Annotated in this window: 23 protein-coding genes; 13 read left to right on the forward strand and 10 right to left on the reverse strand. The window is 36.7% G+C overall.

Annotation, left to right across the window (positions count from 1 at the left end; genetic code table 11):
• Window positions 1-105: 105 nt before the first annotated feature.
• Together mnmE and rho are read right to left on the reverse strand one after the other, a co-directional pair.
• Window positions 106-1,413, reverse strand: a complete 1,308-nt coding sequence (gene mnmE, locus J7R13_RS01500; RefSeq protein ID WP_208437147.1) for a tRNA uridine-5-carboxymethylaminomethyl(34) synthesis GTPase MnmE — start codon at window positions 1,411-1,413, stop codon at window positions 106-108.
• Window positions 1,414-1,446: 33 nt separating this feature from the next.
• Window positions 1,447-2,712 carry a transcription termination factor Rho gene (rho, locus tag J7R13_RS01505; RefSeq protein ID WP_004856222.1) on the reverse strand — a complete coding sequence of 422 codons (1,266 nt, stop codon included), beginning with the start codon at window positions 2,710-2,712 and terminating at the stop codon, window positions 1,447-1,449.
• Between the two features lie 575 nt (window positions 2,713-3,287).
• On the opposite strand from rho, the gene J7R13_RS01510 reads away from it, so the two are divergent.
• The 6 genes from J7R13_RS01510 to polA all read left to right on the forward strand — a co-directional run bounded on the left by J7R13_RS01510 (window position 3,288) and on the right by polA (window position 10,133).
• The gene (locus J7R13_RS01510) at window positions 3,288-4,112 is read left to right on the forward strand and encodes a pyruvate, water dikinase regulatory protein (protein ID WP_208437148.1); all 825 of its coding nucleotides are present in this window, start codon (window positions 3,288-3,290) and stop codon (window positions 4,110-4,112) included.
• A gap of 12 nt (window positions 4,113-4,124) precedes the next feature.
• Complete coding sequence (locus J7R13_RS01515; protein WP_208437149.1) at window positions 4,125-4,721, forward strand: Maf family nucleotide pyrophosphatase; 597 nt, start codon at window positions 4,125-4,127, stop codon at window positions 4,719-4,721.
• Window positions 4,714-5,595: a shikimate dehydrogenase gene (locus J7R13_RS01520; protein ID WP_208437150.1), complete on the forward strand. Its 882-nt coding sequence runs from the start codon at window positions 4,714-4,716 to the stop codon at window positions 5,593-5,595. Before J7R13_RS01515 ends, J7R13_RS01520 begins: the two co-directional genes overlap by 8 nt.
• Window positions 5,592-6,179, forward strand: a complete 588-nt coding sequence (gene coaE, locus J7R13_RS01525; RefSeq protein WP_208437151.1) for a dephospho-CoA kinase — start codon at window positions 5,592-5,594, stop codon at window positions 6,177-6,179. The genes J7R13_RS01520 and coaE overlap by 4 nt, the downstream gene beginning before the upstream one ends.
• A gap of 4 nt (window positions 6,180-6,183) precedes the next feature.
• The gene (gene dnaQ / locus J7R13_RS01530; RefSeq protein ID WP_208437152.1) at window positions 6,184-6,891 is read left to right on the forward strand and encodes a DNA polymerase III subunit epsilon; all 708 of its coding nucleotides are present in this window, start codon (window positions 6,184-6,186) and stop codon (window positions 6,889-6,891) included.
• A gap of 335 nt (window positions 6,892-7,226) precedes the next feature.
• Window positions 7,227-10,133 (forward strand): DNA polymerase I, encoded by a 2,907-nt coding sequence (gene polA / locus J7R13_RS01535; RefSeq protein ID WP_208437153.1) that lies wholly within the window; start codon window positions 7,227-7,229, stop codon window positions 10,131-10,133.
• Here the strand turns inward: polA and J7R13_RS01540 are convergent.
• From J7R13_RS01540 to ihfB, 7 genes are all read right to left on the reverse strand, one after another.
• Window positions 10,130-11,008 carry an endonuclease/exonuclease/phosphatase family protein gene (locus J7R13_RS01540; protein ID WP_208437154.1) on the reverse strand — a complete coding sequence of 293 codons (879 nt, stop codon included), beginning with the start codon at window positions 11,006-11,008 and terminating at the stop codon, window positions 10,130-10,132. The two genes, polA and J7R13_RS01540, sit on opposite strands and share 4 nt — an antisense overlap.
• Window positions 11,009-11,125: 117 nt before the next feature.
• Entirely contained in the window at window positions 11,126-11,899 is a 774-nt protein-coding gene (locus J7R13_RS01545; protein ID WP_208437155.1) for a Bax inhibitor-1/YccA family protein, read from the reverse strand.
• Between the two features lie 935 nt (window positions 11,900-12,834).
• Window positions 12,835-13,317, reverse strand: a complete 483-nt coding sequence (gene lspA, locus J7R13_RS01550; protein ID WP_208437156.1) for a signal peptidase II — start codon at window positions 13,315-13,317, stop codon at window positions 12,835-12,837.
• Entirely contained in the window at window positions 13,307-14,161 is an 855-nt protein-coding gene (locus J7R13_RS01555) for a TrmH family RNA methyltransferase (RefSeq protein ID WP_208437157.1), read from the reverse strand. The genes lspA and J7R13_RS01555 overlap by 11 nt, the downstream gene beginning before the upstream one ends.
• A 2-nt stretch (window positions 14,162-14,163) precedes the next feature.
• Window positions 14,164-15,096: a class I SAM-dependent methyltransferase gene (locus J7R13_RS01560; protein WP_208437158.1), complete on the reverse strand. Its 933-nt coding sequence runs from the start codon at window positions 15,094-15,096 to the stop codon at window positions 14,164-14,166.
• 167 nt (window positions 15,097-15,263) lie between these two features.
• A complete protein-coding gene (locus J7R13_RS01565) occupies window positions 15,264-15,560 on the reverse strand; it encodes a lipopolysaccharide assembly protein LapA domain-containing protein (protein ID WP_208437159.1) in 297 nt (98 codons plus the stop codon).
• An 8-nt stretch (window positions 15,561-15,568) separates the two neighbouring features.
• Entirely contained in the window at window positions 15,569-15,847 is a 279-nt protein-coding gene (gene ihfB, locus J7R13_RS01570; protein ID WP_035009128.1) for an integration host factor subunit beta, read from the reverse strand.
• A gap of 191 nt (window positions 15,848-16,038) precedes the next feature.
• Between ihfB and lptC the strand changes: the two genes are divergently transcribed.
• The 6 genes from lptC (at window position 16,039) to rlmN (ending at window position 22,719) form a co-directional block, all read left to right on the forward strand.
• Window positions 16,039-16,683 carry an LPS export ABC transporter periplasmic protein LptC gene (gene lptC, locus J7R13_RS01575; protein ID WP_208437160.1) on the forward strand — a complete coding sequence of 215 codons (645 nt, stop codon included), beginning with the start codon at window positions 16,039-16,041 and terminating at the stop codon, window positions 16,681-16,683.
• An 83-nt stretch (window positions 16,684-16,766) separates the two neighbouring features.
• The gene (locus J7R13_RS01580; RefSeq protein WP_208437161.1) at window positions 16,767-17,375 is read left to right on the forward strand and encodes an LptA/OstA family protein; all 609 of its coding nucleotides are present in this window, start codon (window positions 16,767-16,769) and stop codon (window positions 17,373-17,375) included.
• A 6-nt stretch (window positions 17,376-17,381) separates the two neighbouring features.
• Complete coding sequence (gene lptB / locus J7R13_RS01585) at window positions 17,382-18,176, forward strand: LPS export ABC transporter ATP-binding protein (protein WP_208437162.1); 795 nt, start codon at window positions 17,382-17,384, stop codon at window positions 18,174-18,176.
• Between the two features lie 1,187 nt (window positions 18,177-19,363).
• On the forward strand, window positions 19,364-19,828 hold the full coding sequence (gene ptsN / locus J7R13_RS01590; RefSeq protein WP_208437163.1) for a PTS IIA-like nitrogen regulatory protein PtsN: 465 nt from the start codon (window positions 19,364-19,366) through the stop codon (window positions 19,826-19,828).
• Between the two features lie 1,116 nt (window positions 19,829-20,944).
• Window positions 20,945-21,448 (forward strand): invasion associated locus B family protein, encoded by a 504-nt coding sequence (locus J7R13_RS01595; RefSeq protein ID WP_208437276.1) that lies wholly within the window; start codon window positions 20,945-20,947, stop codon window positions 21,446-21,448.
• 41 nt (window positions 21,449-21,489) lie between these two features.
• Window positions 21,490-22,719, forward strand: a complete 1,230-nt coding sequence (rlmN, locus tag J7R13_RS01600; protein ID WP_208437164.1) for a dual-specificity RNA methyltransferase RlmN — start codon at window positions 21,490-21,492, stop codon at window positions 22,717-22,719.
• Window position 22,720: 1 nt separating this feature from the next.
• Here the strand turns inward: rlmN and J7R13_RS01605 are convergent, their stop codons facing one another.
• Entirely contained in the window at window positions 22,721-23,359 is a 639-nt protein-coding gene (locus tag J7R13_RS01605; RefSeq protein ID WP_004858110.1) for a LysE family translocator, read from the reverse strand.
• Window positions 23,360-23,535: 176 nt separating this feature from the next.
• On the opposite strand from J7R13_RS01605, the gene J7R13_RS01610 reads away from it, so the two are divergent.
• Window positions 23,536-24,768, forward strand: a complete 1,233-nt coding sequence (locus J7R13_RS01610; protein WP_004858111.1) for an argininosuccinate synthase — start codon at window positions 23,536-23,538, stop codon at window positions 24,766-24,768.
• Window positions 24,769-24,833: the final 65 nt, after the last annotated feature.

Consider the following 24,833-nt stretch of genomic DNA (forward strand, 5'->3'; position numbering starts at 1 on the left):
TTTCATCCTATAGAAAACCTATTCTCAAGTTTCACGTGAAACAAGATGTAAAATACACAATCTTTTAGATCTGTCTATGAAATAATAAATGTTTCACGTGAATCATTATTTACCAACACAAAACTCTGAAAAAATAATATCAAGCAAATCTTCAACATCTATATCTCCTGTAATCCTCCCAAGAAAATCACTTGCACGGCGAAGATGTTCTGCGCGTAAACTTAAATCAAGAGTATGATGATTTATGGAAAATTCTATCTCTTTAACAGCTTCTTTTAATAACTGAAGTTGCCTTTTACGTGCTGGAACAAGATTTCCGATTTCAGCAGCACGACGTAAACAAAATGACTCAAGTTCTTTAATAAAAGAATCAAAATTTAAACCAGTTATTGCAGAAAACTGTATAGACCAATGATTTTCATTTTTTTCATAAAGGTCAAGCTTATTACCAACACGCCATATTTCAGCCGATGTTTTTGGTAATTCGATCTCTTTTGGATTTAGCATATCATAAACTAAAATAACTAAATCAGCATCCCTAACATGCTGCCTTGCCACTTCTATTCCTAATTGCTCAATTTTGTTTTCTGTTTCCCTAAAACCAGCAGTATCCGTCACAAAGACCGGTAAACCACCAAAAACAAGTCTCATTTCCAAAGCATCACGAGTCGTTCCTGCTTCTTCTGTCACAATAGCAACAGGTCTTCCAGCCAAACGATTCATAATACTTGATTTTCCAGAATTTGGAGCACCAGCAATGACAATCTTTAATCCATCACGTAAAATACTAGCACGCTCTCCTTCAGCAATATGTTTGCGAAGAGAAGCACAAAATTCTTCCATATTTTTCCAAACTTCATCAGATATTGAGTTTGGGATATCAGCTTCATCAGAAAAATCAAGCTCTGCTTCTATAAAAGCACGTGCTTTTATAAGCTTATTACGCCAATCACGATAAAGAGTTGTTAAACGTCCACTTGTCCCCATAACTGCTAAACGTCGCTGACTTTCCGTTTCTGCCTCTATTAAATCAGCAAGACCTTCTGCTTGAACAAGATCTAATTTTCCCTCTATAAATGCACGACGCGAAAATTCACCTGCCTCTGCAACACGACATCCAGTAAATGTGGATAACTCATCGAGAAAACGATTAACAACTGCTTTTCCTCCATGTAAATGAAATTCTGCACAATCCTCCCCTGTAAAACTATGAGGAGCAGGAAAAAAAACAGTTAAAGCAGAATCTAGAAAACTACCATCACGAGCAGTAAGATTTCCATAATGCATAAACCGTGCTTTTGGTAAGCAACCACAAAGCGTTTTAACTACATTTACAACATGGGGACCAGAAAGCCGAATGACCGCAACCCCTGAAGGCAACAACCCACTCGAAACAGCAAAGATTGTATCCACAGGATGTATCCCAATCAAAAAAATCCAATATTTCTACGTATTCATTGAATCAAAGAATTCACTATTGTTTTTTGTTTGTTTGAGTTTATCAATCAAAAACTCAATTGCATCTGTTACATTCATAGGCGCCAAAATGCGACGAAGTACAAAAATTTTATGTAAATCTTGTCGTGCTACTAAAAGCTCTTCTTTACGTGTTCCTGACTTTAATATATCCATAGCTGGGAAAATTCGCTTATCAGCAACTTTACGATCAAGAACAATTTCCGAATTACCAGTACCTTTAAATTCTTCAAAAATAACCTCATCCATACGACTACCAGTATCAATCAAAGCCGTTGCAATAATGGTTAAAGATCCACCCTCTTCAATGTTACGTGCTGCACCAAAAAAACGTTTTGGACGCTGTAGCGCATTTGCATCTACACCACCTGTTAAAACCTTACCTGATGAAGGAACAACCGTATTATACGCACGTCCAAGACGTGTAATAGAATCGAGAAGAATAACGACATCACGCCCATATTCAACAAGACGTTTTGCTTTTTCAATAACCATCTCAGCTACTTGCACATGTCGAATTGCTGGTTCATCAAAAGTAGAAGAAACTACTTCTCCTTGTACAGAACGCTGCATATCAGTAACTTCTTCTGGTCGTTCATCTATTAAAAGAACGATAAGATAACATTCAGGATGATTAGTCGTAATAGAATGAGCAATATTCTGGAGTAAAACTGTTTTTCCTGTTCGAGGAGGCGCTACAATTAATCCTCTTTGCCCTTTTCCCAAAGGTGATATTAAATCAATCACCCGCGATGACATATCCTTCTCTGTAGGATCTTGTATTTCCATTTGAAAACGTTCATTAGAATAAAGGGGAGTGAGATTATCAAAATGAATTTTATAACGAATTTTCTCAGGATCTTCAAAATTAATTGTATTAATTTTAAGAAGAGCAAAATAACGTTCCCCCTCTTTTGGACTTCGTATAGGACCTTCAACGGTATCCCCTGTTTTCAAAGAAAACGATTGAATTTGTGCCGGAGAAAGATAAATATCATCAGGTCCTGGAAGATAATTAGCATCAGCAGACCGCAAAAATCCAAATCCATCTTGTAAAACTTCAACAACTCCTTCTCCAATAATTTCCACATCTTGCAAAGCAAGTTTTTTCAAGATAGCGAACATTAATTCTTGTTTACGCATTAGAGAAGCATTTTCAACTTCCAATGTTTCAGCAAAAGAGACAAGTTCAACGGGATTTTTACTTTTAAGTTCTTGTAGTTTCATTTCTTGCATGAAATATGCTCTTTAGAGTGACGGGAAATTATCCTTGAATTAATTTACGGAAATTTTTGAGAATGGAACATTCTTATAAAGGAAAAAGATTTTACACTCAATTTTCTTAATCTGCAAGCACCATTTATATGAATTGTATTCGTATAATATTAAGTAATTGTATAAAAGATCAGTTATGCAAATTGGAAAATAACATCTTTTATAAAATAAATATAGACTTATTTCAGATATTTTAATTGAATATAAAATTAGTTTATATCATTAACAAATCAATACCTAAAGGTATTTTCATATAATAAATTTTTAAAAAAAGAGTTATTTTTATTTTTGTCTGTGTTTAGTGTGAATTACTAGTTATACTTAAATTATCCTCAATTTTATCAACAGAGAAAAAATAAAAAAAAATAAACACAACACTATCTTAAAGATATTATCCCCACTCTTCTTTTATAAAAATGATTCAATGATCACAACCATTCAATTTGTGCATAATAATATAAAATTTTTTCTAAATTCTAGTTTTACAAAAAATCTCAGAGTATATGCACATTTGTTAACAAGGAGTTAAAATTTTTGTGACAAAAGAAAAAAAATCCTTTCATTTGCATATGCTTTCTGATGCAACAGGAGAGACATTAATTTCTGTTGGTAGAGCCGTTGCTTCACAATATACAATGAGCCAAGTAACAGAGCATATTTATCCAATGATTCGTAATGAAACACAGTTGGAGAGAGCTCTTAATGAAATACAACAAGAGCCGGGTATTGTTCTTTACACAATCATTGATAAAAAAATAAAACTCCTTCTTAGGAAAAGATGTGAAAAAATAAAAGTTCCCTGTATTGACATATTACATCCTGTTCTAGATGCTTTTCAGACATATCTTGGAATGCCGACCAATTTACGTGCGAGTGCACAGCATGATCTCAATGCAGATTATTTTCGCCGTATTGAAGCACTTGATTTTACAATAGAGCATGATGATGGGCAGTCTTCCAATGATTTATCGGATGCAGACGTGATACTTGTAGGAATCTCAAGAACTTCTAAAACGCCTACGAGTATCTATTTAGCAAATCGTGGAATTAAAACAGCTAATGTTCCTCTTATTCCGAGTATTGATTTACCAGAAGCTCTTTTGGAAGCAAAAAATGCTTTGATTATTGGTTTAATAGCTTCAGCTGAAAGAATTTCACACATTCGTCAAAATAGAGATTTGGGGGATAGTTTTGCCCTTGAAAGTTATACGGATCGCGTCAGTATAGCTGAAGAATTGACTTACGCAAAACGTATTTGTGAACGTTTTGGTTGGCCTATTATTGATGTCACAAGACGTTCTATTGAAGAAACAGCTGCAGCTATATTTGAACTTTTGTCGCGATTTCGTGAAGGAAAATGAAAGAAGACTCTCATGCTAGCAGATACGTTAATCTTAGCATCCCTTAGTTCTTATCGTGCACAATTATTGAAAAAAGCAGGTTTAAATTTTTTCATTGAAGGAGCTTCTTTTGATGAAAGAGAAGTAGAAAAGACAGAAAAAACAAAGACTCCTAAAGAACTCAGTTGTTTTCTTGCAAGTGCAAAGGCAAAAAATGTTTCTGATCGCTTTCCTTATGCCTTGGTCATTGGTTGTGATCAAGTACTTGATTTGGAAGGACAGGTTTTTCACAAAGTCAAAAGTAGCAAGGAAGCACATCGACGTTTATCTGATCTATCAGGAAAAACTCACGCTCTTCATAGTGCAGTAGCTTTATTTCACAATGGTCAAGAAATTTGGGTGGAAGCCTTTAGTGCCCATATGTCGGTACGTCCTCTCTCGTCAGAATTTATTGAACGTTATTTAGCACGTGTAGGAACAGCTGTTTTTAACAGCGTAGGAGTTTATCAAATTGAAGGAGAGGGAATCCATCTTTTTGAAAGAATTGATGGAGATTTTTTTACTATTATTGGTTTACCTTTGTTACCTTTATTAGCAAAATTGCGTCATTTGGGAATTATTGATGGTTAACTTTACAATAAAACGCGAAAAAATAATTTCTCCACGTGCTTTTGTTGTTGGCATTCCTATTCATCATTCAATGTCGCCAAAAATTCACAATTTTTGGCTTAAACAATATAATTTACAAGGTGAATATCTAGCACAAGAAGTAACATCTGAAAAATTTAGTGATTTTCTTACATCTATGCAAAAAAGGGGTTTTTGTGGGGGCAATGTTACTCTGCCACATAAACAGGAAGCTTTTCATTTAGCAAATTATAAAGATGATGTAGCAACAATGATTGGAGCTGCTAATACACTATGGTATGAAAGGGATAAACTTTGTGCCACAAATACTGATGCTTATGGTTTCAGTGCTAATCTTGATGATTCTATTTCTGATTGGGTTGGGGAGACAGCTCTTGTTTTTGGTGCTGGTGGCGCTGCACGTGCAATCTTATATGCTTTAAAAGAGCGTGGATTTGAACGTATTTTCTTAGCTAATCGTACAAAAAAACGGGCAGATGATTTAGCTGAACATTTTGGAAAACCTGTTAAAGTCCATGATTGGCACTGTTCTAGCGAAATACTTTACCAAGCTGATTTAATTGTCAACACGACTTCTGTGGGGATGACAAATCCACACGAGAATAAAAGTGATTCTTTTTTTTGCGATTTTAATAAAACAAAAACATCAACGTTGGTAACAGATATTGTTTATACACCATTGATGACGCCTTTTTTACAACAAGCAAAAGCACACGGTTTAAGGATAGTAGATGGACTTGGTATGCTTTTACATCAAGCTGTTCCTGGTTTTGAACGATGGTTTGGAATGAGACCACAGGTTACGAAGGCATTACGAGCAGCAATTTTAGAGGATATGGGTGAAAAAAAGGAATGAAAATTATAGGACTTACTGGATCAATTGCTATGGGAAAATCAACAGTTGCTAATTTTTTCAGACAAGCTGGTATTTCTGTTTTTAATGCTGATGAAGCGGTACACCAACTTTACGAGCGTGAACCAGCTTTATCGCTTATAGCACGTACATTCCCTACTGTTATTGAAAATGGTAAAGTTAATCGCCTAAAGCTTTCTGAAATTTTGATGAACAATAATGAACAATTACAAACATTAGAAAAAGTAATTCACCCTTTAGTTAAAAAAAAAGAAAAAGAGTTTATTGATACAGCGCGCCAAAAAAGAGAAAAATTAGTTGTTCTTGATATTCCACTTCTTTTTGAAACGAAGAGTGAAAAACGTGTAGACAGTGTAGTTGTTGTCTCTGCTCCACGAGAAATACAAAAAAGGCGTGTAATGATTCGTCCAAATATGAATGAAAAAAAATTTGCCTTGATCAATGCTAGACAAATGTCTGATGAAAAAAAACGAGAACGTGCTGATTTTATTATTGATACAGGAAAAGATTTAGAGAATACACGTCAACAAGTTTTTTGCCTGATAAAAAGTTTGCTAAAGAAGTAAAATAATGCGTGAAATTATTTTTGATACAGAAACAACAGGTTTAGATAAAGAGAAAGATCGCATAATCGAAATAGGTTGTGTAGAGATGATTGATCGTTATCTTACGGGACGCCGATTCCATGTTTATTTGAATCCGCAAGGCGTTATCATTCCTGATGAAGTTGTAGCAATTCATGGATTGACCAATGAACGCTTAAAAAATGAAAAAATCTTTAGTGATATTGCTGATGAGTTTTTGGAATTTATTAATGGCGCAACAATGATTGCACATAATGCGAGTTTTGATATTGGCTTTCTTAATGCAGAATTAGAACGAGTGAATAAACCACTTATCAGTGTTGATAACATTCTTGATACATTAGCCATGGCGCGGCGTAAATTTCCCATGGGTCCTAATTCTCTTGATGTTTTGTGCAAACGCTTTGGAATTGATAATAGCCATCGTGTTCTTCATGGTGCTTTGCTTGATGCGGAGATTCTCGCCGATGTTTATATTGAACTCATTGGTGGAAAGCAGGGCGTATTGGGTTTTGATAACAGGGGGAGTATTGATGAGGATACTCAAAATGACAAAGATGCCCTCTACGCAGTTAAATTTCGCCCACAGCCTTTACCTTCAAGACTAAGTGCACAAGAAAGAAGTATGCATGCTGATTTTATCAACAAAATGGTTAAAAAAGCTCTGTGGAATGACTTTGAAGTTTCTGAATAGTTCGGCCACCCTTTCCCTGAAAAAGTTATTTGAAAACTTAGGAAGAACAAAGCCTCTAGAAATGTGTTCTTCAAAAAAATATGGTCGTTGTGGGGAGGGGAACACCACAACGACCCTGTCGCTACATAGCACCTCAGCTATCATAGGAGGAGCAAAATGAAAGCTATTATATCCTGTAACAGCAAAGAAAAGCTCTAGGTACTAAACATAAGTCGTAGCGACTTCATGAAAAGAAAAAATGGCTTTTTAGAGGCAGATCGATAAATTTTAAAAATAATAGTGAAAAAAATATATAAAAGTGAATTGTTTTTTTGAAATGGAGAAATGAAATTGTCATGAAAGCAACAGATCATCTTTTTTTGGTTGATGGATCGGGCTATATTTTTCGTGCTTACTACGCTTTGCCACCTTTAAAGCGCAAAAAGGATGGGCTTCCTGTGGGAGCTGTAGCTGGTTTTTGTAATATGCTGTGGAAATTGCTCTGTGATGCACGCAATACAGCTACCGGCGTTGTTCCAACGCATTTTGCTGTTATTTTTGACTATTCATCCGATACATTTCGGAAACAAATTTATCCACAATATAAAGCTAATCGGGAGACACCTCCTGAAGATCTTATTCCTCAATTTGCTCTAATACGCCAAGCAACAAGGGCTTTTAATTTGCCTTGTATCGAAAAGGAAGGATTTGAAGCGGATGATTTAATTGCTACCTATGCAACACTGGCAACAAAGATTGGGGCAAAAACAACGATTATCTCTTCTGATAAAGATCTTATGCAATTAGTAAATACGCATGTATCTTTATATGATGGAATGAAAGATAAGCATATCGGTATTTCTGAGGTTGTAGAGAAATGGGGTGTTGTTCCTGAAAAAATGGTCGATTTACAAGCTTTGATTGGAGATCTAACAGATAATGTTCCAGGAATTCCAGGCATTGGTCCCAAAATTGCAGCCCAATTGTTAGATCAATTTGATTCTCTTGATCTTTTGTTACAGCGAGTGACAGAAGTTAAGCAAACAAAACGACGTGAAAATATTCAAATTTATAGTGAACAAGCAAAAATTTCTCGTGAACTCGTTCGGCTTAAAACAGATGTACCTGTAGATAATGATTTAGATGATTTTGTTTTAGAATCACAAGATGGTCCACGCTTAATCGCTTTTCTTAAAGCGATGGAATTTACGACATTAACACGTCGTGTAGCAGCGACAACAGAATGTGACGCAGCAGTTATTGATGCACTCGATATAAATGTTGAGTGGGAAAAACCCACTCATGGGCGTGATTTTGATGTTAAAAAAATTGAGGGAGCATCTTTTCATGATTTTTCTGAAAATTCTCCACAATGTTTAGCACAAAAACGTAAAGATCAAGCTCTTACCCAAAAAATTACAAGAGATACCTATACAACTATTCTTGATGAAGAAATCTTGAAAAAATGGTTGTCAAAAACACAAGAGCAAGGCTTCTTTGCTTTTGATACTGAAACCACTTCTCTTGATCCACTGCAAGCAGAGATTGTTGGTTTTTCATTGGCATTACAGCCTGGAGAAGCTGCTTATGTACCCCTTGAACACGTTGAAGGAGGAGATGATCTTTTAGGCGGTGGGCGCATTGTCAAACAGATTGAGGTACAAAAAGCTTTGGCACTTTTAAAGCCGATATTAGAAGACCAGTCGGTGTTAAAAATTGGTCAGAATATAAAGTATGATTGGTTGGTGATGAAGCAATACGGCATTGTGATACGCTCTTTTGATGACACCATGCTTTTATCATATGTTTTAGATACAGGAACTCTAACACATAATATGGACGATTTATCTGAGCGTTGGCTTGGACATAAACCGATTGCTTACAAAGATCTAACGTATAACGGAAAAAAGATAACTTCTTTTGCGCAAGTGGATTTAAAACAGGCAACTCTTTATGCAGCGGAAGATGCCGATGTAACGCTGCGTTTGTGGCAAGTTTTAAAACCGCAACTTGTGGCGCAAGCGATGACAAAAATTTATGAGCGTCTTGATCGACCACTGGTAGAAGTTCTTGCAAGAATGGAAGAACGCGGGATTCTTGTTGATCGACAGATTTTATTGCGTCTTTCAGGAGAATTAGCGCAGGCTGCTTTTCTTCTAGAAGAGGAAATTTATCAATTGGCTGATGAAAAGTTTAATCTTGCCTCGCCAAAGCAATTGGGTGATATCCTTTTTGGCAAAATGGGATTACCTGGAGGTGCTAAAACCAAGGGGGGACAGTGGTCAACCTCTGCGCAGACCTTAGAGGAATTAGCTGCTGAGGGTCATATTTTACCTCGTAAAATTATTGATTGGCGTCAACTTGCAAAGCTAAAATCCACTTATGCAGATGCTCTACCTTCTTACATTTTACCAAAAACAGGGCGTGTTCATACCAATTATTCTTTGGCAACAACATCAACGGGGCGGTTGTCATCATCAGATCCCAATTTACAAAATATTCCAGTGCGGACTGCTGAAGGGCGTAAAATACGCACGGCTTTCATCGCTCCAAAAGGACATGTACTACTATCGGCTGATTATAGCCAGATTGAATTGCGCATTCTTGCACATATTGCCGACATTACGGCGCTAAAGGAAGCTTTTGCAAAAGGTCAGGATATTCACGCTATAACGGCATCGCAAATGTTTGGGGTTCCTATAGAGGGAATGCACTCAGATATAAGACGACGTGCAAAAGCGATTAATTTTGGCATTATTTATGGCATTTCAGCTTTTGGATTAGCCAATCAATTGGGTCTTTCGCGGCAGGAAGCTGGGCGTTATATTCAACTTTATTTTGAAAGATTTCCGGGAATTAAAGACTATATGGAAACGACTAAAACATTTGTACGCCAAAATGGTTATGTAGAGACTATTTTTGGACGCCGTATCCATTATCCGGAAATAAAATCAGCTAATCTACAAGTCCGTTCTTTTAATGAACGTGCTGCTATCAATGCACCGATTCAAGGATCAGCGGCGGATATTATCCGTCGTGCCATGATTCAAATGGAAGAAGCTTTGGAAAAAGAAAAACTATCGGCAAAGATGCTGCTACAAGTGCATGATGAACTCATTTTTGAGGTACCAGAAGACGAAAGTGAAAAAACCATGGCTGTTGTTAAAAAGGTTATGGAAAATGCTACAATGCCGGTTCTTTCTTTGTCTGTACCACTTGAAGTGAAAGTAATGGTTGCTCAAAATTGGGAGGAGGCACATTAGCCTTTTTCGCTTATTTTGTTTTTAAGAATGGTCATTGCATTGGCAAGATCAAGATAAGCTTTGATAGGCAAATGATCTGAAGCAATACGTGCAAGTGGTGAATGATGATTTTCAATATTTGTTAGCAATTGATGGGGAAAAGCAAGAATTCTATCAAGAGCCAAAAAGGGAAAACGAGAAGGAAAACTTGGTACAGTTCCAAGTGTGCTATCAAAATAGGGAGAGAAATGATTTAAAGAAGAGCCTTTTCCTATCCGCCATTCATTAAAATCCCCAACGAGGAGTGTCGGCATAAGGGGGCGTTTTTGCAGAAGTGCAAGGAGCGTTTTTGTTTGTTGATTACGAGAATGGCGTAATAAGCCAAAATGAGCGGCAATAATACGTATAAGGCCTACTTCCATTTCAAACTCTACAATCACAGCACCACGTGGTTCAATACCAGGAAGAGTGACTTGTAGGATATCGCGTACATGTCCTTTTCGCAAAAAAAGAGCGTTCCCATGCCAGCCATGCCCTTGAGGTGACATGGTATTCAGAGGCACTGGAATCAGACCTGTTTCGGCCTTTAATAGTTGAAGATCAATCAAGCCAATGCGTTCACCAAAACGTTTGTCTGCTTCTTGAAGGGCAAGAATATCAACGCGCAATTCAGCAATAACACGTACAATACGCGTAGGATTAAAAATTTTATCAACACCTACGCATTTATGAACATTATAGGAAGCAACAGTAAGATCATAGTTATTGTTCTGATTGATTATCTCTGATCGATGATGAGAATGGCTGCGAATAGTATGTAAAAGGGAACCACGAAGCTTTTGCTGGATAAATGCGGTAAACTGAGGAAATTTTTGCTTATAAGGTATCTTTGTCATTTTATGAAGAGGGTTGTACTAAGAGGTAAGGGTAAGCATTTGTGCTAAAAACAAAAGAACCTTGTTTCTTTTTAGAAACAAGGTTCTTTAATTGAGCTATAACTTTGACTTTTACAATCAATCACGGTTTGAGCCAAGAAATTGTAGCAAGAAGACAAACATATTGATGAAATCAAGATAAAGATTCAGTGCACCCATAATAATCTTACGACCTTTCGTGTCACTTTCATCTCCTTCGTAATACATCAACTTAATGCTTTGTGTGTCGTAAGCTGTTAAACCAGCAAAAATCAACACGCCAATCACGGAGATAGCAAATTGCAAGGCACTTGATCCAAGAAAGATATTCACAATCATAGAAAAAAACAAACCGATCAAACCCATAAAAAGGAATGAACCTATCGCCGTAAGGTCACGCTTTGTTGTATAACCATAAAGTGAAAGAGAACCAAAAGCCGCAGCGGAAATAACAAATGTTTGCACAATACTTTCTGTCGTATAGCGCAAAATGATTGAGGACAGTGAAAGCCCAACGAGAGCAGCATAACCAAAAAAGAGACTGCGGGCTGCACTTGTACTCAACGTGTTGATTTTGAAACTGAGGAATAATACTGCCACAAGTGGTGCAAACATAACAATATAAGAGAGCGGCGATGTATAAAATGTTACTCCAAACGAGGTTAAGTAAACACTGCTATTGATTTGAGCGGCTGCCTGGCTCATATCTGTTGTCGTTGCTAATGATGCAATTGCGTAAGCAGCAGCGGCTGTAATAAGCAAACCAATGGCCATTGTATTATAGACGCCCAGCATATAGCTGCGCAATCCTTGATCAATTGATGCATCGGCACGGGAAACAGACGCCGAACGTAAATTTTTAAAATCAGCCATAATATAAAGTCCTTTAGCATATGTTCCACCAGATGTTGGGGTTAAAAAAGATCTATGCCATTAAAACCGTAAGCTTGTGTAAGCTCTTACCTTAGCATATACAACCAACCCCAGGCGCCGCTGGCGGAATTCCAGCATACCTTCCCTTATTATGGAGATTTATTTTAAAATTACAAGAGACTTATCTTGGGAAGAAACCTTACAAATTGGTAAGAAAGATATTTATTTTCAATAAAACCATTAAGTCTTTATTTATAACGCTTTTGTGAGGGAGAAGGTTAAAGTAGACTTTTTTATTGCTCATAATATAATATCAAATCTATTAGGCACCACTATCTTTGTGTTTATGAAACTACAAACAGCACCAATCATTATATTTTGATTACCAATGTTGCGTCTGCAAGTTCCATCAAAGGTATATTGTATTATTTAAAACAGCATTTTCAAAACATATACCAATTCATCTATTGATCTTTTATTAAATGTTTTTTCTGTTTTAGAGTAAAGCAGTGTGAAACAGTCAAATTCCGCAATATCAAAGAGTCTGAATTCGATATGAAAAATGGTTACTTGTATTTAAAATTAATGAGTTAATTTTATAATTGGAAGATATGTAAAAAAGAGAGCAATGAAAGAATGAAAAGAATTTGTGCAATTATTTTAGTATAACGACTATAGCCATTAAAAAAACAACGCGGAAAATGATAAAGTAAAAAAATGCAGTTTTTTTAAAAAAACAGTTTGCCCTTGATGCTTTAAAAGCATAGCTGTAAAAATAACAGAACAGAATTCTTTTAACAAAACGATAACATAAAATCGTAAAAAACGATTTCCATAATATAAGGTATGAAGATGTGCATATCTTATCAATATATTCTATGAAATGCGATTGTTTTTGGCAAATGAACAAGCTTTTATTCAGACGGTTTACGATTCTAAGAATGTTTTGCTTTTACCCAAATTCGTAATTCTTCAATTAAGATAGCAATAACACCAAGTGTGATAAACGTATCTGCAAGATTAAAAATAGCAAAATAAAAAATATCATCAATATGAAAGAGGATATAATCAATAACATGGTGGAAGCGGATACGGTCAATAAGATTGCCAATTGCCCCACCGATGATAAGGGTAAGACCAAAACGCGTTAATGATTTATTATATTCAACCTTTTTCCAAAGCCATAAGAGAAAAACAATAATAATAAGTGTAATGGCAATAAATCCCCATTGAGAAAAGGAGGAAAAAAATGAAAATGCAATACCAGAATTACGCACATGGTAGAGAGAAAGAAAAGGAAGAAGCCGGCTTGCTGTTCCTAAGGGCATATTGTGCATAATCCAGTATTTGACTGCTTGATCAAGTCCTACTGTCAGAACCAAGCCAAGGAGGAAAAAAGGCAGTGATTTACGTATCATGTTCTGGCCTCATATGTTCCAGTTTTAAATAAGGACGGCGGATTTCATAAAGCATGAGAGCTGTTGCTATCGCCAAATTAAGCGAATCAGCCCGCCCACTTTGTGGAATACGTGCGAGTTTATCACAACGATCTGCAAGAATATCTGGTAAACCTTGTTTTTCATTTCCCATGAGAAGTATAACAGGACCATTTTTGAAATTAATTGTACGATAATCGGTAGATCCCTTGAGATGCGTGCCGACAACCGTGCCTTTTAAATTTTGAGACCAGGTTAAAAAGGTGCTTTCATCACAGTGATAAAGTGGTATAGAAAAAACCGATCCCATTGTTGCCCGTACTGTTTCGGGTGAGAAAGGATCTGTTGTTTCTCCAATCAAAATAACACCTTTAGCTCCTACTGCATCGGCAGTACGAATAATGGTGCCGAGATTTCCAGGGTCACGCACCCGATCAAGCGCGACATAAACGGCATCGGCTTCTCCTTTTATCATTTCAAGTGGTTGCCATTGTTGTTTGAAGATACCAATAACTGTTTGTGGATTATCGCGACGGGTAATGGATTCCATCACTTTTTGTGAGGCTTTAATGACAAAACCGCCATTTGCCACGGTGCGTGCAGCGGTGTTTTCGATAGCAGTGTTCTCCATTTTGCTTTTAGAAAAAATGAGTGTCTGTATTGTCCAGCCGAGGTTGAGAGCATCAATCACCAATTTCGGTCCTTCTGCCATGAAAAGACCTTCTCGATTACGGTTTTTTTTCTGGTTAAGTGCTCGAATGTCCTTGATGATAGGATTGCTAAGGGAGCTGATTTCTTTAACTTTACCGATTTTTGGTATACACATATTCAGGCAATCCAACGGCTAAAAAGAGAAGTGGAAAGGGCGCGTCCCGCGGATTCTTCACGCAAGATTAGTTCTCCTGATTCAACCGTACCACCAAAATTTATGAATTCATCACGCATTAAAGTGTGAAGTGCGTAGAAGGAAGCACGAATAGAATAAGTGGTAAGTACGATAGAAAGAGGTTTATTGGAGAGAAGTTTACGACAGTTTGTGATCATAGCTGGTAAATGATCAAACAGTTGCCAAATTTCGCCATGGGGTCCACGCCCATAGGCAGGAGGGTCGAGAAGAATCATATCATAGTTTTTTTTCCGACGCAGTTCGCGTTCGACAAATTTTATGGCATCATCGCAAATCCAGCGAATAGAGCTACCTGATAATCCTGCTTTTTCTTGATTAGCTTTTGCCCAAGCGATAGCTTTTTTAGATGCATCAACATGTGTAACATTTGCGCCAGCACGTGCTCCAATCAGAGAGGCAATACCTGTGTAGCCAAAAAGATTGAGCAGCTTGATCGGACGTGTTGTGTTGACAATTTGTTCTTCCATAAAACGCCAATGGGCATCTTGTTCAGGAAAGACTCCTACATGACGAAAGGAAGTAAAACGACCTAGAAAGGGCAGCCCATTCCAAGAAAGTGGCCAAGTTTCACCAAGCGGTTTTTTAGGAAAATACCAACGACCAACACCTTCTTCATCTCGATTGCCTGTGAAAATAGCATCAACATCAGCCCATTGTTCTTGTGATAAAACGGGTTTCCATAGTGCTTGACCTTCAGGACGAATAATGCGGTAAGCTCCATAACGTTCTAATTTTTGCCCATTCCCAGAGTCAATGAGAGCATAATCTGCACTCATACTTGTTTCTAAAATAAGAGGTAACTTTTCCTGCGGATATTTATCGTTGCGTTGAGGTTTAAAGCATTGTGCAGGCATGTTCGCTATCATAATACAGATTTTTAAAAATTTGTGTTAAAAGGCTCTTAAATTTCTCATAAGAGTGCAAAAGCTTAAAGTGAATTAAAGCATGTATAGGAAAAAAGAGGAAGAGTACTTTTAATTCTGCACAGAACCAGTCGGGAAAAAGTTTCTCTAAAGTATTATTATACCATGTCTGTGATCGACGTTTTTAATTTTTCGAGCTCAGCTTTACTTTTTTTGAGAGCTTTTTTACATTTATGATACGCAAACCAATTTATTAGGCTTCCTAATAAAATACCAAGACCGAAAAAAACAAAGAACCATATAAAAAAAGGAGCGTGATAAGTAAAATTTCCAGAGCTTATCTGAAAAGGATCAAGGGTTAATGTAACCATCTGACGATTAGCTACGATAATAGCAAGCAAAAATGCTGTGAGAATCACTACAATAATTGCTAAAAGGATACGCTTGATTGTCATAAGTTTACTCATTGGTTAAGACGATCACGCAAATCCTTGCCAGTTTTGAAAAAAGGAATCCATTTTTCTTCAACGACGACGGCTTCACCTGTTCGTGGGTTACGGCCGTTACGGGCTGAACGGCTTTTGACAGAAAAAGCTCCAAAACCGCGAAGCTCAACACGATTACCATTCGCAAGTGCTGTTGAAATTTCCTCAAAAATGGCGTTTACAATATTTTCCACGTCACGTTGAAAAAGATGTGGATTCTGACGGGCAATAATTTGCACAAGCTCTGATTTAACCAAAATAGCCTCGCTTTCACACAAAAAGATTTTCTATAATTGTGCATTCCATGTATGCATATTACAATATATAAATGGATGGAAGCAAAATAAAACCAAGAAAAAACAAATTGCAAGAAACAAAATTTTAAAATACACCTTATAGGGGGGTATAAAAATTGAAAAATGCGGAACATTTAAGAGATTAGGATAGTATGTCCGTACACAATCATCATGAAGACTTTTTAACGCAATCATCTTTTGGTGATGTTTTTAAAAAAGCATCCCGTCATTCGCGTCGCATTAGCGTATTAAAATTTCTTTTACCTCTCTTAGCATTGGCTATAGCTCTTATTTTTTGCTGGTTTACATTTTTCTTTGTTCCCGTTGCTTCTGACCCTTTGACTGTGAATAATGAAGGGGAGGGGGTAATGAAATTGACAATGCGCAATCCAAAATTAGAAGGTTACACGCGCGCTCATGAACCTTATTGGCTTAAAGCAGAAGAGGCATTTCAAGGTCGTACACGTTCTGGAGTGATTGGGTTGCAAAACATTACGGCCGAGGTATCTGTGGGCAAACAAAAACGCGTTTTTCTTGATGCGCAAGGGGGATCTTACGATAATATGAATGGTTATTTACAATTGGATAAGCCATTCACCATTACAACAAATGACGGAATGATTGCACAGTTTATAGCAGCAGATATTAATTTATCAGAAGGGCAATTAAATACGAAACAACCCGTCAATATTCAGCGTGCAGGTTTACATCTTGCAGCAAATGCTTTGCAAATTCGAGAAAAAGGACAAAATATATACTTTCATGGTGGTGTGCGTTTAGTGTTTGACAAACAATGAGAGAGTATCGATACGAACCTTAAGTGATCTTTATGAAAGAGAAGTATGTGTATATATAAACAGAAGAATATGAGAGTGATGAGATGAAGCTGAGGGGATCATACAAAGAATGGGTGTGTGTAGCTTTGGCTTTGAGCATGGGCATATTAGGGTTTGGAACAGTTTTGGGATATGCTGAAGGTGCTCATTTTGGGATTAATTTATCAAATGACAAAGAACCGTTAGAACTCTATGCAAATTCTTTAGAAATACGTGATAAAGAGGGGATAGCACTCTTTAATGGTGATGTTTCGGTGGTTCAAGGTGAACGTCTTCTGCGAACAGCAAAATTAATTGTTTACTACGATAAAGCGCATAAAGGTGCTAATAAGAACCAAGTAGATACGAAGGCATTATCACCTGCTTGGTTTGGCTCGACAAGTATTAAGAAAATGGAAGCTTTAGGAAAAGTTTATATAAAAATTGCTACACAAATCGCTACGGGTGATAAAGGTGTTTTTGATGGAAAGTCTAAAATAATGAGCTTGACAGGGAAGAATGTTGTATTAACTGACGGTGATAATGTAGCAACGGGGTGCAAATTAACGGCAGATATGAAAAGCGGAAAAGCTTTTCTAGAAGGATGTGAGACATCTGAGAAAAAGGGCCGTGTTTCTATCATTTTTAAACAAAGTCAACAGAATGGCCATTAAGATTTCATGTTTGGAATCAAAAGAAAAAAACAGACGGACAAACATGATCTTGCAGGTGAAGCTTTAAAAAAGCGCTTAAAGGGGACTTTAATTGCCAGTCATTTGATTAAAGTTTACCGTGGAAGACAGGCTGTTAATGGTGTTTCTTTTGGCATTCGTACTGGAGAGGCTGTTGGCATTTTAGGTCCCAATGGTGCGGGAAAAACAACCTGTTTTTATATGGTTACGGGACTCATTAAATCTGATGGAGGGTCCATTAAAATTGATGGCTTTGATATCACGCATCTTCCGATGTATCGACGTGCTCGTTTGGGTATTGGGTATCTTCCGCAGGAAGCTTCTATTTTTCGTGGTCTTTCAGTAGAAGATAACATTAAAGCTGTTTTGGAGGTCGTTGAAAAAGATCGCCTTAAGCGGCGTGAAGAGTTAGAGAGTCTTTTACATGAATTTAAAATTGAACATTTACGTAAAATGCCTGCACTTTCCTTATCAGGGGGTGAGCGTCGGCGACTTGAAATCGCACGTGCTTTAGCTTCTCGCCCAAATTTTATGTTACTTGATGAACCATTTGCAGGAATTGATCCTATCGCCATTTTTGATATTCAGCAGCTTATTCGTCATTTAACACGACGTGGAATTGGTGTTTTGATAACGGATCATAATGTGCGCGAAACATTAGGGCTTGTCGACCGTGCCTATATCATTCACGCAGGACAAGTATTAGTTCATGGTTCTCCTAACGATATTATCAACAATGTTGATGTACGCAGAATTTATTTAGGAAATCAATTTTCTCTTTAATTTTACAGCTTCTATAAGTCCTAATTTAAGCTTAAATAAATCAACATGATAAACAGAAACATCATTTCCACATATTCAGCGACTTAAAACCATTCCACAAAAGAGGATGAATTTTATTTTGATCTTTTGTTAATTATTTTTGCTACATGATCAAAAACAAGAGTTATTCCATTGTAAAAACTGTGATGATGTTTTTAAAATCTTAAAGGTAAATAAGGGGATACAGTTTAGTTTTTGAAATGTAAAAAGGAGAGAATAGGTATTTTTTAGAGGAGATAGCAATAGGATATTTTCTGGAAATTTCTGTTTATAATGTTATTGCTGAGGAGCTCCTTATTTATGCCAAAGCTTTTTTTAATTATCGTAAATTTAAACTGAATTTTTGCTGAGTATTGAAAAAGGACCTCATAAAGCTGAGATAGTTTTATTATTTTAGCGGTTTAGTTTGCTTTTGATTGTACCATGGAAAAGATACTACTAGATTAACCTGATAATGAATGATAAACGAGGCTATAAATAAATGCGCGTGTTGTTGGAAGGTATACAGATATTAATATTTTTCTTTGTTAAATCAAACAACATATCGATGATGCTGTTTTCGGATATTTTTATGGTAACATCAAGGGTTATGTTTATTACGGTTGTCAAATAGGACTTGTTGTATTTTGTTGGTTTGCATTACGCGTTTAAAAGTGGGTGCACAGCTGCAGATATAAGGATGAGTCTGTGATTTTAAAACAGTCGTTGGATGATTTAAAGTTTTTAGATCATTATGTAGCACTCAAACCACATAGTCATTGTCAAAATAAAGTGCCATTTTACCGCGATACGCTTCTCACTTTATAGAAGCTGGTTCTTAAAAGGAAGAATAAGATCTGATGAAGAATTGTACACTAACTCTTATAACGAAAAGGTCGATAAGTTTATGAATAATGGTCTTTGCTGGTATTGTGGGGAAATTAATTTTATGGACAACGTTATTTCCTTATTTTCTCATGCTGTTAACGAGGAGCTGAATTACTATCTATTGTTGCGCTGAGAGTGATATTGGATGAATTGAAATATCACCCGTTATAAATTGAAAAATAAAGTCACATGCGATGATGCGAGAAAGTGAAAGAACTTTAGATAACACCGTTTACAAGTTTATAGGTGAGCATTTGAGCGTGTAAAAGGAAAATTAAAGTATGAATTTGAGTGAGTTAATTGCACCGGAAGCAATTATTCCGGTTCTTAAAGCAAATTCGAAGAAACAAGTTCTGCAAATTTTAGCCGAAAAGGCGGCTGAGCTGACAGGTCTTAGTGAACATGTAATTTTTGATATTGTTTTACAACGTGAAAAACTAGGTTCAACGGGGCTGGGCGGTGGTATTGCGATTCCTCATGGAAAATTACCGGATATTAACCGAATTGTTGGCATATTTGCACGCCTTGAAAGCCCAGTTGATTTTGAAGCTCTCGATGACGAACCTATTGATCTTGTTTTTCTCCTTTTAGCGCCTGAGAACGCTGGTGCAGATCACTTAAAGGCTTTATCACAAATTGCACGTGTTCTACGTCATACTGATGTTGTTCAAAAATTGCGCAACACCCATGATGCAAATGCTCTTTATGCTTTATTAATTCAGAATTCAGAATCAAATGCAGCTTAAAGGGTGGTGGGATATATTATTGCCGATGGTGCACCACAGAGCACGGTTGGAAAATAATATAATTTGCGCTTAAGAAACTGAAATCACTGATCATATTGTGTGGTTTTGAAGAAATTGCTCCCAAAGAAATTCTCATTTCAGAGAACAAGGGGCCAGAAACAAATTATGGCTTTTGTTATTTTTTTTATGTGTGAAGTATCTACTATAATACTCTTTACTTTGGTGTTCATCCGTTAATTTTATTTTTTGTGTGCAAGCTGCCTCAATAGGAGTAATTAATTAAGTGATCGTTTAAAAAACTATAAAACAGAGGGTTTAGGAACGGTTGTTGAAAGGAAAAGAAATTGACATGTTTGTTCATAAATCACATTAAAACAAGACACGACATTTGCCAAAAGAATTCCTCAGAATTTTTGGGTAAAGGAGAATGGAGATTATTGAGTACATTAAAACAATATAATGAAGTTAGTGTAGATTACTCGAATCATTTCAGAAATTGGCAATAAAAAATGATAAAGCAAATGGGGAGAGTAAATAGAATCAAAACAAGAAAACTCCATTATATACACGATAATTGAAGCAGTAGTTGCATATTATTAAGGCTTTAAAATTGTAAAAAGTTAGTGTCTAGACGATATTGAATATGAAGTGTGGACACACTATAATCTGTACAAAAATAGAATATTTTGCGATTTTTATTAACGTAGATGCATGGGTTCTTGAGTTTTATGAATGATATTCACAGAGCTATGAGATTTGTATTATTTTTTGATAATATGCATTTCTAAGATTTTGTAGCAAATTTCTTGCGGTAAAAGGACGTAGTTTATTTTGAATTCCAATTGCTTAAAAAGATAGATTTTTATACGAGAAACAAAATTTGTCGCATAAAATCAAAATGTTGTTTCTTTTAATCTAGTTATTGAATAAAAAGTTCATATTTTAGTAACGACTAAAAGGTCACAATTAAAAGTAAGAAAACTGTTTTGATCAACGTAAAAGTATTTTGTTTGTTAAAAAGATTGAAGCAACTGAATTAGGATATTGACGAGTTTTTGTAGAACTTTTCCAATGAAGAGAATCTTGTTAGAGATTAAAGAAGTGAGTTAAATGAAGATGTTTGAAAAGACTGTTATTGCTGCATCTATAATGGTTCTTGTTACAGCTGGAGCAACATGTGCACAAGCGCCAAGCCGTTTAAATCAATTTGAAGCTTGGGGAGCCTATTCTTATAAGTCGCCAGAAAATACAATTTGCTACGCATTGTCAGTACCTTTAGAATCGCTTCCAACGACAGTTAATCATGGCGATAATTTCTTTTTGGTAACCAGGCGCTCGAATTCGCCTGTCTCCTTTGAACCACAATTCATGGCTGGTTATACCTTTAAAGAAGGGTCAAAAGTTATTGTGACCATTGGAGAGAAGAATTTTGATTTTTTTACAAAGGATTCCTCCGCTTGGTTGGCATCACCAGAGTCAGAAAAACAACTTGTTTCTGCTATGCGTGCTGGGATAAGTATGACAGTGAAGGCCATCTCAAAACGAGGAACTTATACAACCTATACCTATTCCTTAAAAGGGGTCACCGCTGCATTAAATGCGGTCCAGAAATGCCATTAAGGTCTCTGTAACTCTAAAAGTGTAATATAAATTGGAAAACAATGGCCGTTTCATATGACCTTAGACCAGTTGGTTCATGTCTAGCACGAGACACAGACAATGTTGTCGTGAAGGAAAATTCTAAGCTCTCCCTAATTGGCTTATCGCAAGATGAAATGATGCAGGCCTTAAAGACTGTCGGTGTGCCAGAACGTCAAATACGTATGCGTGTACGCCAAATATGGCATTGGCTTTATGTGCGTGGCGTTTCAAATTTTAATGAAATGCTGAATATTTCTAAACCAATGCAAGAAATGCTTAAAAGTCATTTTTCTATTGCGCGTCCGGAAATTGTTGGAGAACAAATATCAAAAGATGGTACGCGTAAATGGCTCTTGCGTTTTCCAGCACGTGGTGCTGGAAGGCCTGTTGAAATTGAAACAGTTTACATTCCTGAAGAAGGGCGCGGTACTTTGTGTCTTTCATCTCAGGTAGGGTGTACGCTAACCTGTTCTTTTTGCCATACGGGAACGCAAGTTCTTGTTCGTAATTTAACAGCGGAAGAGATTTTGGCACAGTTATTGATTGCGCGCGATTGTTTAGGGGATTTTCCTGATAAGAATACTCCTGATGGAGCAATTGTTCCAGTTGAAGGACGCAAAATCACCAATATTGTTATGATGGGAATGGGAGAACCACTTTATAATTTTGAAGCAGTTAAAAAAGCTTTATTGATTGCTTCCGATGGAGATGGGCTTTCTTTATCAAAACGTCGGATTACGCTTTCAACCAGTGGGGTCGTTCCTGGAATTATCCGAACCGGAGAGGAAATTGGTGTCATGTTGGCGATTTCACTCCACGCAGTACATGATACGCTAAGGGATATGCTTGTTCCAATCAATAAAAAGTATCCACTTGCTTTGTTAATGAATGCTTGCCGTAATTATCCTGGTCTTTCCAATGCAAAGCGAATTACATTTGAATATGTTATGCTGAAAGATATAAATGATAGTTTAGAGGATGCTAAGCAATTGATTCAATTACTGAAAGGGATTCCTGCGAAGATCAACTTGATTCCCTTTAATCCGTGGCCAGGGAGTAATTATCAATGTTCTGATTGGGAACAAATCGAGCGTTTTGCTGATGTAATTAATAAAGCAGGCTATGCTTCACCTATTCGAATACCGCGTGGGCGCGATATTTTGGCTGCATGTGGTCAGCTTAAATCGGTTTCAGAGCGTTTACGAAAATCTGAGCGTTTACAATCTGAGAATGCTGTTGCCTGTAAATGACTCAATTTTCAGCTATAAGGAGATGGAGGGCAAAGCTGGTAAAAGTACCAGCAATAAGCCAGTTAAGAAAACGCATATAAAGAGGATTTTGTTTGAGGCTTTTCAAAAGTTTGTGCGCCATAAAAACCGCGGAAATTGTAATAGGGAGAGAAATAGGGATATAAGAAAGTCCTAAAATGAGTAATTTTTGTGTTGCCATAGGATCTTTAGCATTGATAAATTGCGGTAAAAAAGTCACATTAAAGAGAATGATTTTGGGATTTAAAAGATTAATTCCAATACCAGCAAGATAGTTGCGTTTAGAGCTTTGGTATTTAGATGGTACTGGTTCAACAGAAAATGTTAAGTGTTTACGTAATGCTTGAATAGCAAACCATAAGAGGTAAAAAGCGCCAGCAATTTTAAGAAGAACAAAAGCGTGTGGTGAAGCAAAAATAAGAGCTGACAAACCAAGTGCTACAGCGGTAACTTGAATGGCAAAGCCTGTTGCACTTCCTAAAGCGCACATAATTCCAGCTTTTTTGTTTTGTGTGATGGTTCGTCCTATAGAAAGCATCATATCAGGTCCTGGAATAAGTGCTAAAATCAACGATGCCGCAGAAAACTGTATTAAAATAGACCACTCAGGAAGAAATGACATATAAACCTCTTCATTATTGTGTAAAGAGGTCCAAATAATTTACACCTCTTACAAAAAATGCTTCTTTACACTTTCTTGTTTTTTTTTGCATCTTTTAAATGCTGCTCAAAAGGAGTTTATTTTCATTCTTTGCATAATTCTAAATTCAAAGAAAACAAACACAGTAGAGTTCTAAAATGAAAAAATGGCAAAATGTTAAAAAAGTTGTTTTGGCTTATTCAGGGGGACTGGATACGTCAATTATTCTTAAATGGTTGCAAAGTGAATTAGGTGTTGAAGTTGTAACCTTTACAGCCGATTTGGGGCAGGGTGAAGAGTTAGCGCTTGCCCGTCGTAAAGCTGAAATGCTTGGTGTTAAAGAAATCTATATTGAAGATTTGCGTGAAGAATTTGTGCGTGATTTTGTCTTTCCGATGTTTCGAGCTAATGCAGTTTATGAAGGGACCTACCTTTTAGGAACGTCAATTGCTCGTCCACTCATTGCAAAGCGTCTTATTGAAATTGCCAAAGAAACAGGAGCAGATGCAATTGCTCATGGGGCAACAGGAAAAGGTAATGATCAGGTACGCTTTGAGCTTTCTGCTTATGCACTTAATCCTGATATAAAAATTATTGCTCCATGGCGTGATTGGTCTTTTAAAAGCAGGACAGATTTGATTAACTTTGCGCATGCACACCAAATTCCGGTGGAAAAGGATAAGCAAGGTGAGGCACCTTTTTCGGTTGATGCAAATCTATTGCACTCGTCATCAGAAGGAAAAATTTTAGAAGATCCGGCACTTCCTGCTCCTGAATATGTGCATATGCGTACTCTTTCTCCGGAAGCTGCTCCAGATCAAGCAACTAGAATCACTATTGGCTTTAAAGAAGGTGATGCAATCTCGATCAATGGGAAAAGTTTATCGCCTGCGAAATTACTTTCTGAATTGAATAGTTATGGACGCGACAACGGTATCGGTCGGTTAGATTTGGTAGAAAATCGTTTTGTCGGTATGAAATCGCGTGGTATTTATGAGACACCAGGAGGAACCATTCTCTTAGCTGCTCATCGTGCGATGGAATCTTTGACATTGGATCGGGGGGCGGCTCATTTGAAAGATGAATTAATGCCGCGTTATGCAGAACTTATTTATTACGGCTTTTGGTTTTCTCCTGAGCGCAAAATGTTGCAAGCTGCTATCGATTTATCCCAAGAAAATGTTGAAGGTGAAGTTATATTAAAGCTTTATAAGGGTAATGTGATTGTTGAAGGACGTCAAAGCAAAAAGTCGCTTTATTCCAATAAATTAGTGACCTTTGAGAATGATGAAGGTGCTTATAATCAAAAAGATGCCGCTGGTTTTATTAAATTAAATGCCCTGCGTTTGCGCACATTAGCAGCACGCTCATTAACACACACAAAAACATAACAGAAACCATTTTGACAGTGTTAAGCGCAGAACAGCTTTTATATCAAAAGTTGAAGAAGGTAATT

Source organism: Bartonella taylorii 8TBB, from assembly GCF_902825155.1.
Taxonomy (GTDB): Bacteria; Pseudomonadota; Alphaproteobacteria; order Rhizobiales; family Rhizobiaceae; genus Bartonella; species Bartonella taylorii_A.